12 protein-coding genes are annotated in these 18048 nt (G+C 36.4%); 6 read left to right on the forward strand and 6 right to left on the reverse strand.

Annotated elements, in window-relative coordinates:
* Positions 1-33: 33 nt before the first annotated feature.
* Together M0M57_RS07100 and dcm are read left to right on the forward strand one after the other, a co-directional pair.
* Positions 34-1590, forward strand: a complete 1557-nt coding sequence (locus M0M57_RS07100) for a T9SS type A sorting domain-containing protein (protein WP_248436490.1) — start codon at positions 34-36, stop codon at positions 1588-1590.
* 125 nt (positions 1591-1715) lie between these two features.
* Entirely contained in the window at positions 1716-2954 is a 1239-nt protein-coding gene (gene dcm, locus M0M57_RS07105) for a DNA (cytosine-5-)-methyltransferase (protein ID WP_248436491.1), read from the forward strand.
* Here the strand turns inward: dcm and M0M57_RS07110 are convergent.
* Both M0M57_RS07110 and M0M57_RS07115 read right to left on the reverse strand, forming a co-directional pair.
* Positions 2930-3694, reverse strand: a complete 765-nt coding sequence (locus M0M57_RS07110) for an Eco47II family restriction endonuclease (RefSeq protein ID WP_248436492.1) — start codon at positions 3692-3694, stop codon at positions 2930-2932. The genes dcm and M0M57_RS07110 overlap by 25 nt on opposite strands.
* Positions 3695-3862: 168 nt before the next feature.
* The gene (locus tag M0M57_RS07115; RefSeq protein ID WP_248436493.1) at positions 3863-8332 is read right to left on the reverse strand and encodes a choice-of-anchor I family protein; all 4470 of its coding nucleotides are present in this window, start codon (positions 8330-8332) and stop codon (positions 3863-3865) included.
* A 443-nt stretch (positions 8333-8775) separates the two neighbouring features.
* Between M0M57_RS07115 and recO the strand changes: the two genes are divergently transcribed.
* Entirely contained in the window at positions 8776-9489 is a 714-nt protein-coding gene (gene recO, locus M0M57_RS07120; RefSeq protein WP_248436494.1) for a DNA repair protein RecO, read from the forward strand.
* Between the two features lie 345 nt (positions 9490-9834).
* On the opposite strand, the gene M0M57_RS07125 is transcribed toward recO, so the two are convergent.
* From M0M57_RS07125 to M0M57_RS16700, 3 genes are read right to left on the reverse strand one after another with little or no spacing between them, the layout of a single operon-like run.
* On the reverse strand, positions 9835-10395 hold the full coding sequence (locus M0M57_RS07125) for a helix-turn-helix domain-containing protein (protein WP_248436740.1): 561 nt from the start codon (positions 10393-10395) through the stop codon (positions 9835-9837).
* 48 nt (positions 10396-10443) lie between these two features.
* Positions 10444-10614: a cupin domain-containing protein gene (locus M0M57_RS07130; RefSeq protein WP_248436495.1), complete on the reverse strand. Its 171-nt coding sequence runs from the start codon at positions 10612-10614 to the stop codon at positions 10444-10446.
* Between the two features lie 56 nt (positions 10615-10670).
* Entirely contained in the window at positions 10671-10796 is a 126-nt protein-coding gene (locus M0M57_RS16700) for a hypothetical protein (protein ID WP_256466618.1), read from the reverse strand.
* 487 nt (positions 10797-11283) lie between these two features.
* Between M0M57_RS16700 and M0M57_RS07135 the strand changes: the two genes are divergently transcribed.
* The 3 genes from M0M57_RS07135 to M0M57_RS07145 all read left to right on the forward strand — a co-directional run bounded on the left by M0M57_RS07135 (position 11284) and on the right by M0M57_RS07145 (position 16592).
* Positions 11284-12324, forward strand: a complete 1041-nt coding sequence (locus tag M0M57_RS07135) for an IS110 family RNA-guided transposase (RefSeq protein WP_248432818.1) — start codon at positions 11284-11286, stop codon at positions 12322-12324.
* Positions 12325-12803: 479 nt separating this feature from the next.
* The gene (gene ileS, locus M0M57_RS07140; protein WP_248436496.1) at positions 12804-16205 is read left to right on the forward strand and encodes an isoleucine--tRNA ligase; all 3402 of its coding nucleotides are present in this window, start codon (positions 12804-12806) and stop codon (positions 16203-16205) included.
* 6 nt (positions 16206-16211) lie between these two features.
* The gene (locus M0M57_RS07145) at positions 16212-16592 is read left to right on the forward strand and encodes a TraR/DksA family transcriptional regulator (RefSeq protein WP_248436497.1); all 381 of its coding nucleotides are present in this window, start codon (positions 16212-16214) and stop codon (positions 16590-16592) included.
* A 118-nt stretch (positions 16593-16710) separates the two neighbouring features.
* On the opposite strand, the gene M0M57_RS07150 is transcribed toward M0M57_RS07145, so the two are convergent.
* Entirely contained in the window at positions 16711-17958 is a 1248-nt protein-coding gene (locus M0M57_RS07150; protein WP_248436498.1) for an LVIVD repeat-containing protein, read from the reverse strand.
* Positions 17959-18048 lie beyond the last annotated feature (90 nt).

Consider the following 18048-nt stretch of genomic DNA (forward strand, 5'->3'; position numbering starts at 1 on the left):
TCTTACCTTTATAACCTAACCAGCTGTAAACCAATGATAAAAAAACTACTTCCGCACCTTTTTATTTTTACTTTTTTTTCAGTCAACGCACAGACGGTAGAATGGGTAAAAACTCCTTCCTCCACAGTTAATAATTTTTCTACCTCCGGATATATTTCAACCACAGACCCAATGGCAAATGTTTATTTTGCAGGGTTTAAAGACAATCCGGTTCCGTACACCGAAATGTTCGGGAATTTATTCTACCAAAAATACTCGCAATCAGGCGAACTCCTATTTTCGAAAACCATCACAGCAACAGCCGTGATCCATCAACTAACGAATGATGCTGAAGGAAATATTCTAATGGCAATTGAGCATTTAGATGAACTGATTTACGAAGGTTTTTCCATTCCAAATACAACCGAATTACCGCAAAACATTCTACTCAAAGTAAACTCTTCGGGAGAATTGCTTTGGCACAAAGTTTTGACTACACCTGAGGTAAATGTGAATACATTTAAGGCGATTGAGGTTGATGCGTTAGGCAATATTTATTTAGGTTATGACAATTTTTTTTATTGCTATATTGAAAAATTAAGTCCGAACGGTGATCCGTTGCTGTTAATTACACAAGAAAATGTAAATCGTTTAACCTCATTAGCAGTAGATAGTGCCGGAAATATTTATGCATCGGGATCGTGTGCTAATATAGGTTCAATTTATGCCGGAATAGAGCAACCGACCAGTTTTGATTACAGTGTTTATTTGGTAAAATATTCGGCGGAAGGTGTTTTTCAATGGATTAAATATGCCGAAGACATTACGTGCTCTTCTTCTATGGTAAAAGTGATGGGAACAGATAGCGTTTATTGGGCAGCAGAAACATTTATTCCGCTACAATTGGATGATTTTACGACAGAAGGTCCTTCTGCCAGCGGAATCGATTTTTTTCTAGCTAAATTAAATGCAAACGGTGACTATTTGTGGGTAAGAGAAGTTCCGGGTAACGGTTCGGTGGAATTAGGTAAAAAGAACTTTTTAGCGGTAGATGATGTAGGAGGAATTTATCTTTCGGGCACTATTTCCGGCGGAATAACCCAGTGGAATGATCAAGTCACCACTAATACAATCACTTTTAACAACCACGAAGCTGTTTTGCTTCATTACTTAGATAACGGACTTCTCCTTTTTGCGTTTACAGCAGGTGGAGAAGCAATTGATTCTGCCAACAGTGTCACCACAGATGTAAACGGAGATATTTACCTGACCGGAATGCTTCAAGGAAACGCCTCTCTTGGTTGGTATAACCACTCCAACAACGACGAGTTTGGACTTTCTCCTTTCTTAGCTAGAATTTCTCCCGTAACCTTGTCGTTACCGCAACCGGAAAAAAATACTATTGTAGTTTACCCTAATCCAGTGACGAATTTTCTCACAGTGCAAACCTCTGAAACGATTGTGAATCTAACGGTTTTTTCGTTGAATGGCCAACGGATGCAACTTCCTCAAAATGGCAACCAACTTGATTTTAGTGGGGAGGCAAATGGGGTTTATGTGGTGGAGGTGGTGATGGAAAGTGGGGTTGAGAGGGTGAAGGTGGTGAGGTAAACTTAAATTTTCGTTTTTTGGAAAAAGATGTTTATAACTATTCAGAATTTTAATACTTTTTAATTTTGCTAAATCATTTTTTCTTCTAAATTTGTAACCATTGTATAAGGTTAAACAATTTGGTTATGGACGAACTATTGACACTTTCTGAGGCTTCTGAATATATTAGTAAAAGTAAAGAAACATTACGAAGATGGGACAACGAAGGTAAACTACTTGCTGTTCGTGAACCGATGAGTAATTATCGTTTATACAAAAAATCAGACTTAGATACATTGTTTGGAGGCTTTATTGATTTAAAGATCAAGGAAACAGTTTCTAACTATGTTGAACCTAATCACAAATATTCAGTCATTGAACTTTTTGCAGGTGCGGGTGGTTTAGCAGTGGGTATGGAAAAAGCTGGCTTAAAATGTGTTGCTTTGAATGATGTTGATAAATGGGCTTGTCAAACCCTACGAAACAATCGTCCGAACTGGAATGTTTTGGAAGGCGATATTAAACAATTTGATTTTACGGAATACAAGGACAAAGTTGATGTCGTTACGGGTGGCTTTCCCTGCCAAGCGTTTAGTTATGCTGGTAAAAAACTTGGACTAAATGATGCAAGAGGAACACTTTTTTATGAATTTGCTAGAGTAGTGAAAGAAGTAAATCCACCTATTTGCATTGGTGAAAATGTTCGCGGCTTGTTGAGCCATGAAAATGGCAAAACCCTGCAAGGGATGATTTCCATTTTGGATGAAATTGGGTATAATGTTGTGCCGGTTCAAGTGCTAAAAGCAATTCATTATAATGTTCCTCAAAAGCGAGAGCGTTTGATTTTGGTAGGTGTTCGAAAAGATATTGACATACAATATGACTATCCAAAACCGTATAAACGCATTTACAATTTAAGCGATGCTCTGAAAAAAGGGGATTTGTTTAGCTCAGATGTTCCTAAATCGGAAGGTTCCAAATATCCTAAAAGTAAAATTGAAGTATTAGATTTAGTTCCGCCCAAAGGCTATTGGCGTGATTTACCCCTTGACATTCAAAAAGAATTTATGGGCGGTAGTTTTCATTTAGGCGGTGGGAAAACGGGTATTGCTCGCCGAATTGGTTGGGACGAACCGTGTTTGACTTTAACTTGTAGTCCTGCCCAAAAACAAACAGAACGATGTCATCCGGAAGAAACTAGACCTTTTACAGTGCGAGAATACGCAAGAATCCAAACGTTTCCTGATGATTGGCAATTTGCAGGTTCTATCGCTCAGCAATACAAACAAATTGGGAATGCGGTTCCGGTTAATTTGGGTAAAGAAGTGGGATATTCGATTGTGAAGTTTTTGAATGAGTATTATAATTTGTCGAAACCTAAATAGAAACTATAGTTTTCAAAAGTAATTTGATTTAGAACTGTTCTTTGTGTTTTTTTAATCTCTTCATTGATTTCTTCCAATGCGGAATTTTCAGTGATTGCACTTGAATTTTCAATACTTTTTAAATAATCATTTACAGCTAAAGGAAGTTTTTTGTAAAGTTGAAAAAATGCATCTTCTTGTCCGGAGAGTAAAGCGTAGAATTGATCACCTGAAATTTTATACACTCGACTATGACTGTATTCTTTACCATTAATTTCACCGTGCCATAAATTACAAAAGCTATTTTTGGCTAAAATTTGTACCCAGTAACATTTCGCTTTTTTATAGGTATCAGCATACCGGGCTAATTTTTGAAACAGTGCTTCTGCTGAACTGCTGTTCATCGTGTTGTGCTTGTTTTTAATATCTGCAAATAGGGTATCATCATTTGCTTTGATATCAAAACCACTCAATTTTCCAACTTCAAAACCTTTTATTCCGCCTAAAATTTGTTCGTGGAATGTACCAATTGAATTATTGATAGACTTGTCAATTTGTCTGAGGATTTCTCCTTTTATTAAACTTTCTTCATCAATCTCATTGAATTTGGAATCGAAAGTTAATTTGATGGTATCTACCTTGTTACTATAAAAATTCCTCTTTGTTAAATTGTTTTTCGCTTTGGTGTATGCTTTATGTAGGTTGGCTACACATTCTAAAAAATGTTGGTCGGATATAAAGTCAACATATTTGTTTTTCATAAATACAAAGGTTTATTGGAATGGCTAATGTAGGAATTTATTTTTTTATGAATTAAAGAGAGAATATTTAGTTTTTAGTCAACTTTTTTCAGGACAAGACAATTAAACAAAAAAACCCTCCATTTCAGAGGGTTTTAACATTCAGAAAGATGAAAAAAGGCGGGTTTATTATTTTACGAGTAGCTTGGTTACAATGCCTTCGGCAGTTTTTACAAAATATAAACCACTGCTTAGGGATGAGGTATCCAAGGTTTGTGCGTTTTGGGCTTGGTAAATTAATTTTCCGGTGTTGTCAAACAATTGGATGTCGGCCACACGGTTAAAATACACCATTCCGGTAGCGGAAGGATTTGGGAAAACCACAAACGTTTTTGGGTTATTGTTCACATAATCCGGTGTAGAAAGCGTAGAAGCATCTACTTCAAAAATAGTAAGCGTTCCACTGATTTCATTCGATATTAAAATATATCCGGTATCGGTTGGGCTATCCGCTGGGTCAATGTAAATGATTCCTTCTGCACCGTGGTCACCGGCATATGCTGAGGTACTTCGTGTGTTTTTATAATCCACAAAGGTTGGGTTAGTTGGGTCGGTGATGTTGTACACCATTACTCCTCCAATACGTTCCAAACCGATAAAAGCAAAAGTTTGGTCGGCAATGGTAGCCACGGTAATTCCTTCCGGCTCCGGTCCTTTGGCACGACTTCTTACTTTTGGCGTATTGCTTTCGTGGTCGGCATTAAAAATTGTTGGATAGTTGGCTGCTGTGTAGCGTTCAAAATCATCACCACTGTCATACACAATTTCTTGCGTAGTCGTGTTAAAAATAGAGAACGAACGTGTTCCTACTGCATTGATTTCTTCAAATTGAGCATCAGCATCCAAGTTTCCGTTTAAGTTAGATACTCTAAAACGACCTAAGTTATACGATAGTTTCAACATCGCAGCATTTGGGAAATTGGTTTCATCCAATTGATAACTTGTAGCACCAACCGTTGTTCTTTCTTCAAAACCACTGTATTCTTTTTCGTCACCTTCATTGGCTGTTACGATATACGTAGTTCCGTTTACAGTGAAATTAGCCATTGCATCCGGAATGAAAAAGGCTTGTACCGGCCAGTTGGCAATCAATACTTCGTTGTTGTTATCCGAAGCATCAAAACCATTACCCGGTAAGCTCATATCTTTTGTTCCTAAGGCCCAAACAGACGAAATCGTGTTGTTGGTTAAATTGATTTCGGCAATCGCATTGTTTTCTTGTAGGGTTACCCAAGCTTTTTGACTGTCGCTGCTGATGGTCACAAATTCCGGTTCAAAATCTTGCGATAACGTACTGGTTAATTTTAATTTTCTCACGCCCGAAGCGATTAAAGTTGCTTCTTGAGCATTGAATTCAGTGAATAATAAAGTAGTGGCATTGGCTTGCGTTAAACCTGCAATTCCACCTGAAATATCGATAATACTCACAGAACCTTCCGGATCAATGGAGTAATCGGAGTTCGGCTGACCTTCATTGGCAGTCATCACTTTTGTTCCATCCGGTGAAAACACAACCATATCAGGCAATGCTCCAACCGTTACTTGATTTAAGAATGTTCCGTTAGTATCAAAAAACACAACAGTACCATTTACAGTTTCATCGGCATTTGGCGAAGCTACGGCAACGATTCCGTTTTTCACCGCTACACTCGTTACACCTCCATACGGATTCATATCCACAGAAGAAATGGTTGATAAATTCGTTGGATCACTAAAATCAATAATATCTAAAAATCCGGCTATTGCACTTGTAGTGAACAAACGTTGCGTGGCAGGATCGTGAGCTACGATTTCGCACGTACTTGTATTATCTCCGGAAGGGTCAAAACTTCCAATGTAGTTCAATTCGATTTGTTGAGAAGGCACTGGAGCTTCCAAATCATTATCGATAATATAAATCGTAGCTAAAGTATTTCCTGTAATGGATAATCCAACCGGATTTTCTAAACTTAATACAAAGTATTCCGCTTGTTGTTCTTCCATCGAATCATCGATAATTGGAATAACGATGGTTTGTGTTAATGAACTACTTCCGTTGAAGTTTAAGGTTTGTGTAGATAACGTAAAATCATTCGCATCAGCGGTACTGAATGGAGCTGTTTTCACTACTAAATCTACCGAAGAAACCGAAGGGCTATCTAAGTTGATTATGAAATTTAACGTTCCGTCTCCTTCATTTACTTTGATGAAAGTAGAAGCAAAAGACACACTTGTATTGAAACTAAAGTTGAATGTAAACGGACAAACCATTGGTGCATTGTTTACATTTTGAACGTTGTCAATCACTAAACTGTAATTTGTTGCTGAAGCAAATGGTGTACTAAACGTTAACGTTACCATATTGTTTGAAGCTACTGCTGAAGTCAAATTGGCAACACCTGTATAATTCGCCAAAGTTTCTGCAGAAGCTACATTGACCGGTTGATTGAACGTTATTTCGATCGTTGTATTGGTTAACACAACCGCATTCGTCACTTGAAGTGAACTTGGGAAATTAAAAGTTGGCCACGTTTGAGGAGCTGTTCCACCATCGATTGCAACCCAATTACTTGGATTTAAGATGGCTGTTTTTAATTCAGAAGGTGTACCTGATTGTGTTCCGTTGTAATAAGCATTCACGGCATTTCCGGAAACATTTCCAGGTGCAGTACTTGTATTTAAAGCAGAAACTCCATCTACTAATCCGGCTGGAATCATCGAAAGACTTCCACTACACGTTGAATTTGATTCTACCCATCCGTTTGAACTTAACGCAGAGATGTAGTTTGGTGCTGCGGCAGTTCCTGTGTAAACAATTACTTGATCACCACTTGAACTTAATCCGAAACCAGAACCTGTTACTGTTCCAACATTGGCAAGTAATGCTGACGTTTGAATACTGATGATTGATCCGGCAGGCACACATTCATCTGCACCTAATGTCCAAACAATTCCGTTGGCACATTGTGGTTGGGCATTGTTGGTATATTTTGCATCGGTTAAATTGATGAACGTTCCCGGTTCGATATCAACTAAACTTAATAACGCTACTTCGTCTTCGGTAGCGGTGGCATTCATACGATAAGCCACAACTACTAAGTCTCCGGCTTGAAATTGTGTTTGCACTGAAATCGTGCTGAATGTACTTGAAGCAGAAACAACTACCGCATTATCACTGAAATCTTCCACTGTATTTGGTAACAAAGCCACATAATAGGTTTGATTATTCTCTAAATCAGCCGATGGAATAATAGTGATGGTATTGTTTTCAAATGTAGTTGTAAAAGGGACAAGCGTTCCTGCATCATTGTTCAAACGCAATTCTACTAAAGAAGCTGCATTTTCATTCGTAATCGGATCGTTATTTACTAAACGTACATTTTCATTAAAAGAAATGGTAGGATTTACAGTAATCGCTACGTTTGTTGTATTATTCATTGGAGAAAATGTCACCACCGGAGCAATGGCATCGCCACCGCCAATGGCATTTCCATCCACTGTAAAATTATCAAAACGGTTATTTCCAACAGCTCCACCGGGAGCTTGTTCAAAAGCAACTCTTAATTTAAAGTTCGCGTTGTTATTCACGGCAGCAATTGAAGTAAAATCCAACGCTTCTAAAACCGGATTACCATCGTTTGGTAAAATGGCTGTGAAAGGAATATACGTAGTTCCATCAATTGAATAACTCCACAATTGCGTCCCCGCTCCTGAACCGGAACGACGAGTAGCAAATTGAATGATGATATTTTCATATCCTGTAGTTGGTAAATCAAATTGCAATTGACCACCAATTGGGTCGTTAAAACGTAAGTGCGTTCCCGCTACATCACCATTTCTGGCGTTTAAATTTTCAACATCAAAATTCTGACCCGTGCCACCTAAATTGATTTGGCTAATTCCACCGGCAATAGCTGTGATAGCTGCTCCTGTTACAAATGATTGTGATGGAGTTGTCAAGGTAGAAATCGATGAATTATCATTAAAATTCCAATAATGAATTAAAACCGGAACCGGAATAACATCTCCTTCAAGTGTAAAATTATCAAAACGGTTGTTTCCAACTGTTCCGCCTGTTCCTTGTTCGAAAGCCACTCTTAATTTAAAGTTAGCATTGTTATTTACTCCCTCAATCGCTGAAAAATCTAACGTTTCTAAAACAGGATTTCCGCTAATTGGGTAGATGGCAGTAAAAGGAAGGTAATTGGTTCCATCAACAGTATACGACCAAAGTTGCGAACCTGCACCCGAACCCGAGCGTCTGGTTGCAAATTTGATGATAACATTTTCGAAACCTGTTGTTGGTAAATCAAATTGTAACTGACCCCCGATTGGGTCGTTAAAACGTAAATGTGTTCCGGCAACATCTCCGTTTCTGGCATTCAGGTTTTCCACGTCAAAATCTTGACCGGTTCCTCCTAAATTAATTTCACTGATTCCGCCGGCAATAGCGGTAATAGCAGCACCTGTAACAAACGATTGCGACGGTGTGGTTAAGGTTTCAACAGACGTGTTGTTGTTGAAATTCCAGTAATGAACGAGTGATTGACCCCAAGATGTGGCGTGCATCACTAGCATTAAAAGGAATAAAAGTCCTTTGGTTTTGTAGTTTTTGAACATTGTTTTTAGATTAGATTAATTTTCACAAAATTCAATCTAAGTTGTTATTTCAATTTTAATTTAAGAATAAGGAATGTTTAAATGGTTTTGGAGGTTTGTTTCTGGAAGGTTATGGGGTAATGTTTTGGTGATGTTTCGGTAATGAAGGGGCTGAGTTGCTGAGGTACTGAGTTGCTGAGTTTTTGAACCGCAAAGGAATTCGCAAAGGGCACAAAGACGCTTCGATTTTTAATGGAACACGGATGACACTGATGAAACGGATTTTCACAGATTGATAGCTACGCTATATTTAGATTTTCACGGATTGGATACCTCCGGTATTTTCTTTCTCACAGAAAGCACAGAAGACACAGAATTTTTTGGTTCTCTTTTCGGCGTGATTTTTTCGGGTGGCGTGATAAAAGACTTTTGGAAACCTAGTTTGTAACGTTTACTTTTACGGTATGCAAGTCAAAACCAAAGCCATTGTGATTTCAGCGTTAAAGTATCAGGAAAAATCCCTGATAGTGAAGTGCTTGACGCGAACAGATGGTTTAAAGAGTTATTTTGTGCCTAATGCTTTTTCAGCTCGCAAGAGTCAGCAGAAGATCGGGTATTTTCAGCCGTTAACGTTGTTGGAAATTGAGGCGACGCATAAGAATCAAGGAAAGTTAGAGTACTTCAAGGAAATCCGCATAAGTCAGCCGTTTGTGAGTTTGCATAATGATATTGTCAAAAGTTCGATGGCTCTTTTTCTGTCGGAAGTTTTGCATCATTGCATCAAAGAAGAGGAAAAAAATGAAGCCTTTTTTGATTATTTAGAAACGGCTTTGCTTTGGTTGGACAGCCACGACGAAGTGGTCAATTTTCACTTAATTTTATTGTTGGGAATGACTCGCTTTTTAGGTTTTTATCCGGATGTTTCTCAGTCAAATTCTTCTTTTTTTGAATTAACGGAAGGAGTTTTTACGAACTATCACGGCATCAGTTGCCTTTCGGAACACGAAACAATTTTATTTAAGAAATTGATTGAATTAAAGTTTAACAGCGAATCAAAATGCTTTGTGGCTGCGGAACGACAGGTTTTGCTTAAAATTCTGTTGGATTATTATGCGTTTCATTTGGATGGGTTTAAACGGCCGAAGTCGTTGGAGGTGTTGGGGGAGGTTTTTTCTTGATGAGTTGCTGAGTAGCTGAGGTTTTAAACGTAAAGAACACAAAGAAGTTTCGCTTTTTAATGGAACACGGATTTAAAAGATTTCCACAGATTTCCACAGATTTGACAACTTCGTGGTAATAGATTTTCACGGATTTATAACTGCAAAATTAGCAGTCATTTCAACGTCTCGGCTCCCCTCTCCTTTGGAGAGGGGTTGGGGGTGAGGATTAAAAGCTTTTTAATGGAACACGGATTAAACGGATTTAAAAGATTTCCACGAATTTATTATTAGTAAAATAAAAATAATCTTTTATAAAAACAAAAAAACACCCAATCAAGGATGTTTTTCTATTTTTTAATAAACTTAAATATTCTCCAAATTTTCATTTCTCTTTTGTTTCAATTGCTTGAAATAGGAAGGAGAAAGTCCCGTGATTTTTTTGAATTGGTTGGACAAATGGGCAACACTGCTGTAGTTTAACATAAAAGCGATTTCGGTTAAATTTAGTTCATCATACAACAATAATTCTTTTACACGCTCAATTTTGTGCATAATAATGTAGTGCTGAATTGTAATTCCTCTAACCTCCGAAAAAATATTTGACAAATACGTATAATCGTGATTCAGTTTTTCACTAATATATTCAGAATAATTCACTTTCGGAATTTCATCTGTATAGTGTACCATCTCCACAATTACATTTTTAATTCTTTCGATTAATATGGCTCTTTTGTCATCCAATAATTCTAATCCTGAAGTGGATAGGTTTTCTCTTAATTTCTCAAGTTTTTTAGATGATATCTCTCCCAAAACTTCAACCACTCCTAAATCAATGTTAAGAAAATCTAAGTTCAATTTCTTCAATTCTTCTTTAACCACCATTTTGCAACGAAGACTAACCATATATTTAATATATAGAATCATAACTGCTTGGTTTTTATCAACATTAGGGTCGTTGTTAAGTATTTTCATTTAATCTTCATAACCACTTTTTATTACGGTTGATATCATTTTAAATTGTTCATTGGCATTGAAATGATGTTTTGAATGAGCAGGTATTACAATTCCGTCACCTAATTTTAACTTTAGTTTTTTGTTCTCTAATGTTAATTCAGCAACACCATCAATGATTTGAATATACATATCAAAAGGAGATGTCTTTTCATCTAATTCTTCTCCGGCATCAAAGGAAGAAACCGTTACATTTCCCGTTGTTTTTTTATAATTGTTCTGCTCACCACGGCATTTTTCATATATTCGACAATCTCTACTACAATATGAATTTTGGCTTTTTCTAATTCTAAATTGTCATTCGGTTTTTTCATCTTATTTCGAATAATTTTTTTGTTGACTTACAGTATTATTCCTAACAAAGGTCGACTATATTTTATCTATATGATTACAATTCATTGATTATTAATTGTATAATTACCATTTAAAGGTATAATTACCTGAAGAATACTTCTTTTCCTTTCGAATTACTATGAATTTTAACCTGTTTAAGTAATTTTAACCGCAAAGGTCACAAAGTAGCTTCGCTTTTTAATGGCACACGGATCCCGATAGCTCCTATGTTTGCAAAATAAAGTTGATATTATAAATTTGAAGAAATAAAGTGAAAAGAAAGAGAGTATACCGATGGCTAAATAACTCTTGAAGTATATTGTTCGATAGATATTACCTCTTTCTTTTTTATCTTTTAGAGTTTGAACAGAATGTAAAGAATTGAGTATTGCTTAATATCTTGAATATCCAACTAGGAGAAAAGACGAAGGAAGATACATCACTTTATCAATTACTAATATTAAAAAAATGATTAAAAAATTATTAAAACAAGTCGCAGGAATTGATGTTGCTCAAAAGGAATTAGTCATTACTTTAGGCCGTATATATGAAGATTTCAACATTGAGTTATTTAGTTACAAAGTTTTTAAAAACAGTGATTCTGGAATTAAATCATTGGTTGAATGGGTAAATAAGCAAATAGATAAAGAGCTTCCCATACGTTACGTTATGGAAGCAACCGGAGTTTATCATCAAAAGTTTGCATATCATTTAGTCGATAACGGTTGTGAGGTAAGTATTGTATTACCCAATAAGATTAGTAATTACATACGAACCTTAGAACAAAAAACAGTAACCGATAAGAGTTGTTCGCAAGCAATTGCACAATTTGGATTAGAGCGAAAATTAGATCGATGGACAAAGCCTAAAAGCATTTACAGGGAGCTACAACAGCTTACCCGTGAAAGAGAGCAAATTGTTCAAGAGAGGAGTAATATTAAAAACCAAATACATGCTGAAAGTGTAGAAGCTATGCCAAATGAACGAAGTCTTGATAGGATGAAAAAGAGAATAGTATTATTGAATTTACAAGAAAAAGAAATAAAAAAAGAAATCAACGAAATTACAAAAGCTGATCTTCAAGTGTCCAATATCATCAAAAGAGTTACATCAATACCTGGTGTTGGTGAATTAACCGCAGTGACAGTTTTAGCGGAAACAAACGGTTTTGAATTAATAAGAAACAAATCTCAGCTAACTAGTTATGCAGGACTGGATGTAAAAGAAAAGCAATCAGGAACCTCAGTAAAGGGGAAGCCAAGAATATCCAAGAAAGGAAATAGGTTTTTAAGAAAATCATTGCATTTACCAGCATTAAGTGCTGTAAAATGGGATGAAAATTTTAAAAGTGTTTACGCAAGATTAGTGTCTAAACACGGTATTAAAATGAAAGCTTTGGTAGCAGTTCAAAGAAAGTTACTCGAACTAATCTATATTTTATTCAAAAATGAAACAGTTTACGATAAAGAATATATAACAAAAAATAGCGTGCAAACACAAATGGTTTAAACACGCTATAGAGACTAGTTCAGAGACTGTCTTGAAAAACAAAACTAATAAAAATTTAGATTTTATTTTGGAAATCAACACAGAATCTATCGGGGCGGATTAAACAGATTTTCACAGATTGGATAGCTTGGCTATAATTGATTGAAGAGGATTTATAATTGCAAATTTAGCAGAGATTTCAACATCTCGCCTCCCCTCTCCTTTGGAGAGGGGTTGGGGTGAGGATTCTAGAGCTTTTTTAATGGCACACGGATAAAACAGATTTTCACGGATTTTGATAGTTTCGCTATAATCGATTGAAGAGGATTTACAACTTCAAATTTAGCAGTCATTTCAACATCAAATTATAATCTCTAAGCACATACAATTGACTCATCAACCAATTGACACATTGACTCATTGACTCATTGCCACATTATATTACCATATTATCCCAAAAATCATTACTTTCGCAAATTGATTTTTTAGAACGAGAAAACATGAGTACGAAATTCGCTGAATACAAAGGACTTGACTTGCCAACTGTGGCATCGGAAGTACTGAAGTATTGGAAAGAAAACCACATTTTTGAACAAAGCATCACCACCCGTGAAGGGCAACAACCGTATGTGTTTTTTGAAGGGCCTCCTTCGGCCAACGGTTTGCCTGGAATCCACCACGTGATGGCTCGTGCGATTAAAGATATTTTTTGCCGTTATAAAACCCAAAAAGGCTTTCAAGTAAAACGTAAAGCCGGTTGGGACACCCACGGTTTGCCTGTAGAATTAGGAACTGAAAAAGAATTAGGCATTACCAAAGAAGACATCGGAAAAACAATTTCGATTGAAGAATACAACGAAGCGTGTAAAAAAACCGTTATGCGTTACACCGACGTGTGGAACGACCTAACCGAAAAAATGGGTTATTGGGTGGATATGGAAGATCCGTATGTGACTTATAAATCCAAATATATGGAATCGGTTTGGTGGTTGTTGAAACAGATTTATGATAAAGATTTGTTGTATAAAGGGTACACCATTCAACCGTATTCGCCAAAAGCAGGAACAGGTTTATCTTCGCACGAAGTTAATCAACCCGGAAGTTATAGAGATGTGACTGATACAACGGTTGTGGCACAATTCAAAACAAAACCGGAAACGTTACCTAAGTTTTTACAAGGTTTTGGGGATATTCATATTTTAGCTTGGACGACTACACCTTGGACGTTACCGAGTAATACAGCGTTGACGGTTGGACCAAAAATTGACTATGTTTTAGTAAAGACTTTTAATCAATATACTTATCAACCGACAAACGTTATTCTAGCTAAAAATTTAGTTGGAAAACAATTCGGAAAAGGATTTTTTGTTTCAACAGAAACTTCTGATTTTGAAAATTTCAAAGAAGGTGATAAAAATATTCCCTACCAAATTTTAACCGAATGCAAAGGTTCAGATTTAGTCGGAATTCGTTACGAACAATTAATGTCATTGGTACTACCTCATCAAAATCCTGAAAATGCTTTCAGAGTGATTTCAGGTGATTTTGTTACAACTGAAGATGGTACCGGAATCGTACACACCGCTCCGACTTTTGGTGCCGATGATGCGAAAGTGGCCAAAGAAGCTACACCGGAAGTTCCGCCAATGTTAGTGTTGGATGAAAACGGTAATCCAGTTCCTTTAGTTGATTTACAAGGAAAATTCATCCAAGGTTTAGGTGATTTATCCGGTAAATACGTTAAAAATGAATATTATGATGCCGGACAAGCACCGGAACGTTCTGCCGATGTTGAAATTGCTATTCAACTAAAAGAGGAAAATAAAGCATTTAAAGTTGAAAAATACGTTCACAGTTATCCGCACAGTTGGCGAACTGATGAACCGTTGTTATATTATCCGTTAGATTCTTGGTTCATCAAAGTAACCAAAATCAAAGACAGAATGTTCGATTTGAACGATACCATCAACTGGAAGCCAAAAGCAACCGGCGAAGGTCGTTTCGGAAACTGGTTAAAAAACGCCAACGACTGGAATTTATCCCGTTCACGGTATTGGGGAATTCCGTTACCAATTTGGCGTACAGAAGACAAAACGGAAGAAGTTTTAATTGGTTCGGTGGAAGAATTATACCACGCCATTGAAAAATCGGTTGAAGCAGGTTTCCAAAAGGAAAATCCGTTCAAAGGTTTTGAAATCGGCAATATGAGCGAAGAAAACTATGATTTAGTTGATTTGCATAAAAATGTGGTCGATGCCATCACATTAGTTTCCAAATCCGGAAAACCGATGAAACGGGAAGCCGATTTAATTGATGTTTGGTTCGACTCTGGTGCGATGCCGTATGCTCAATGGCATTATCCTTTTGAAAACAAAGAAAAAATTGATGAAGGGAAAGATTTCCCGGCCGATTTTATTGCCGAAGGAGTCGATCAAACGCGTGGATGGTTTTATACTTTACACGCCATCGGAACCTTGGTCTTTGATAAAGTTGCCTATAAAAATGTGGTTTCTAACGGATTAGTTTTAGACAAAAACGGACAAAAAATGTCCAAACGTCTCGGAAACGCCGTTGATCCGTTTACCACGTTAGCAGAATACGGTCCGGATGCCACACGTTGGTATATGATTGCCAATGCGAATCCGTGGGATAATTTAAAATTTGATATTGAAGGTGTTGCGGAAGTTAGACGAAAGTTTTTCGGCACATTATATAATACCTATTCATTCTTTTCGTTGTATGCGAATATAGATGGATTCACGTATAAAGAAGAAGAAGTTCCGCTTACTGAAAGACCTGAAATTGACCGTTGGATTTTATCTGAATTGCAAACATTAGTTCAATTAGTGGATGAAAGTTATGCAGATTACGAACCTACGAGAGCTGCGAGAGCAATTTCCGACTTTGTTCAGGAGAATTTAAGTAACTGGTACGTTCGTTTATGCCGAAGAAGATTTTGGAAAGGCGAATACGGTACCGATAAAATTGCGGCGTATCAAACGTTATACACGTGTTTAATCACGGTTGCTAAATTATCAGCTCCAATTGCTCCTTTCTTTATGGATAGGCTTTACAGAGATTTAACACAGGCAACACATTCAGAAAATTTTGACAGCGTACATTTGGCCGATTTTCCGAATTATGTTGAAAAATATGTTGATAAATCGTTGGAGAGTAAAATGATGAAAGCACAAACGGTTTCGTCGTTGGTTTTATCACTTCGTAAGAAGGAGATGATTAAGGTACGTCAACCGTTGCAAAAGGTAATGATTCCGATACTTGACAAAAATCAGCGGGCAGAAATTGAAGCAGTTTCAGACCTGATAAAAGCTGAAGTAAACGTAAAAGAAGTGGTGTTATTGGATGATGCTTCCGGAGTTTTAGTAAAGCAAATCAAGCCTAATTTTAAAGCTTTAGGCCCTCGTTTCGGAAAAGATATGGGGTTGATTGCCAAAGAGATACAAGGATTTTCGCAGGAGCAAATTAATGAATTAGATCGAGAAGGTAGCTGTACGCTTGTTATTTCGGGAAATTCAATAACTTTAACACAAGATGATGTGGAAATTTCTTCACAAGACATCCCGGGTTGGTTGGTTGCCAATGCAAACGGAATTACGGTTGCTTTAGACATCACTATCACCGATGAATTGCGAAAAGAAGGGATTGCCAGAGAGTTAGTCAATCGCATTCAAAACCTTAGAAAGGACAGTGGTTTTGAAGTTACTGATAAAATAAAAGTTCAATTGATGAGAAATGGTGTTTTAGAGGAAGCCATAATCGCAAATGAAACGTATATAAAGTCCGAAACGTTAACCGAATTGCTCGTTTTTGAAGACCATCTCGAAAATGGTACGGAAATTGAGTTTGATGATATAAAAACACTAATAATAATTTCAAAATAGTTTAATATGACAGATGAAGTAGTACGATTCTCAGAAGCCGATTTGGCTGAGTTCAAAGAAATTATCCTAAAAAAAATTGAGAAAGCTCAAAACGATTTGGAACTAATCAAAAGTGCCTATATGAATGATTTGAATAATGGAACCGATGATACATCGCCAACATTCAAAGCATTCGAAGAAGGTAGCGAAACAATGAGTAAAGAAGCCAACTCACAATTAGCCATTCGTCAAGAAAAATTTATCCGCGATTTAAAGAATGCTCTTTTCAGAGTAGAAAACAAAACGTATGGCGTTTGCAAAGTAACGGGTAAATTAATTTCAAAAGAACGTTTGAAATTGGTTCCACATGCTACGATGAGTATTGAAGCAAAAAATATGCAGCGATAAAATGAGCTGAGTTGCTGAGTAACTGAGTTGCTATGTAGCTGAGATTTGAAGGTGAAAATAGTACATTAAAAAAGAGATAACTTTTTGGGTTATCTCTTTTTGTATAATAAAGTTAGAATTAAAAATTCACCACACTAATCACTTCTAACGTATGATTTTCTCCATAATTATATTGGATGATTTTATTGATTCCAACTGCAATTAAATGCGTATCTAAAGCAATCACATCTTTCACTTCGTCTTCGTAGGTGTTTTCTAAAGTTAATTCGGCTGAATTTGTAGCATCAAAAACATTCAAATTTCCATCGGCACACACATACAAAATATCATCTTTTATTCCCAATCCGTAAGGTTGATTCAATAAATAAGTTGAAATTAAGGTTGGATTTTGAATATTGGTAATATCAATTATGTTAACTTGGTCTTCAATTGAACCACAGTTTGAGCCACCACGAACAGTAATATATGCCGTATTACCAAAAACCACTACCGGATCACAAGCTGTTGCGTGAGCAAAACCGGACACAAAATAAGGGTTAAACTCATCAACCGCATTTACAATGTACATTCCGTTAGTTGATCCAACGAAAAGAAAATCCTTCTGTTTGAATAACGTTTCAAAAACACCGCCTCCAAGCCATTCATTCATATAAACTTCTTTATCAAAAAAAGTATTGGTTGGATTAGTGATATTAAATACGTTTAACGAATAAGCTTCAACCGTGTACAATGCATTATTATTAATTTGAAACTTAGCAAACGAACCACCTGTTCCAACGGCATTTCCTGCAGCACTTTCAAAATTTCCTAACGCATCATTAAATATGCCTAAATCCTGATTTCTCGGTCTGCTTCTGGTTTCAATGGTAAAACCAATCATAATTTCACCAACTCCGGGATAAATTTCATAATCCAAAAATTCAGCTTCATCAGGAAAAACAGGATAAAAATCAAACACATTTTCAACCGTTTGAACTTGTGTAATATTGGATATATTCGATAAATCAAAAACGACTAAATCCATAAAATTATCAGCAAATAAATAATTTCCTTTTACCGATATATCGTGAACTCCACCAAGGTTAATAAAGGCGATATTTTGCGGACTCGCCGGATTAGAATTATCAAAAATATGAATACCCGATTCCTGAGCAATATAAAATAACAAGTTTTGAGCAATGTAAATTTTACCGTCTGAATCGGTTTGTTTGGCACCGGTCACTGAAATCGAAGTTCGAAGTTCTTGCACGGATTTAATCACAGGAACCGCAAATTTTGCAGTATCTGTTGAGGAAGCATCATCTTCGTTACAGCTAACAAAAAAGGTAGCTGTAAAGAGGAGCAAAAAAAGTTTTAATGTTTTCATTATCAGTTTGGTTAGGTTAAACAAATGTAAATACATTTAGATAAATGAAAGATGTAAAAATTGTAAAAGGTTGCGTGAAATGCTAAAAAT

This window comes from Flavobacterium azooxidireducens (assembly GCF_023195775.1).
GTDB classification, from domain to species: Bacteria; Bacteroidota; Bacteroidia; order Flavobacteriales; family Flavobacteriaceae; genus Flavobacterium; species Flavobacterium azooxidireducens.

Excerpts from the sequence above, each read along its gene's own strand:
- M0M57_RS16700 (WP_256466618.1), bottom strand. The coding sequence starts at position 10,796 with ATGAAAAAACCGAATGACAATTTAGAATTAGAAAAAGCCAAAATTCAT.
- M0M57_RS07125 (WP_248436740.1), bottom strand. The coding sequence starts at position 10,395 with ATGATTCTATATATTAAATATATGGTTAGTCTTCGTTGCAAAATGGTG.
- recO (WP_248436494.1), top strand. The coding sequence starts at position 8,776 with ATGCAAGTCAAAACCAAAGCCATTGTGATTTCAGCGTTAAAGTATCAG.
- dcm (WP_248436491.1), top strand. The coding sequence starts at position 1,716 with ATGGACGAACTATTGACACTTTCTGAGGCTTCTGAATATATTAGTAAA.
- ileS (WP_248436496.1), top strand. The coding sequence starts at position 12,804 with ATGAGTACGAAATTCGCTGAATACAAAGGACTTGACTTGCCAACTGTG.
- M0M57_RS07115 (WP_248436493.1), bottom strand. The coding sequence starts at position 8,332 with ATGTTCAAAAACTACAAAACCAAAGGACTTTTATTCCTTTTAATGCTA.
- M0M57_RS07100 (WP_248436490.1), top strand. The coding sequence starts at position 34 with ATGATAAAAAAACTACTTCCGCACCTTTTTATTTTTACTTTTTTTTCA.
- M0M57_RS07130 (WP_248436495.1), bottom strand. The coding sequence starts at position 10,614 with ATGTATATTCAAATCATTGATGGTGTTGCTGAATTAACATTAGAGAAC.
- M0M57_RS07150 (WP_248436498.1), bottom strand. The coding sequence starts at position 17,958 with ATGAAAACATTAAAACTTTTTTTGCTCCTCTTTACAGCTACCTTTTTT.
- M0M57_RS07145 (WP_248436497.1), top strand. The coding sequence starts at position 16,212 with ATGACAGATGAAGTAGTACGATTCTCAGAAGCCGATTTGGCTGAGTTC.
- M0M57_RS07135 (WP_248432818.1), top strand. The coding sequence starts at position 11,284 with ATGATTAAAAAATTATTAAAACAAGTCGCAGGAATTGATGTTGCTCAA.
- M0M57_RS07110 (WP_248436492.1), bottom strand. The coding sequence starts at position 3,694 with ATGAAAAACAAATATGTTGACTTTATATCCGACCAACATTTTTTAGAA.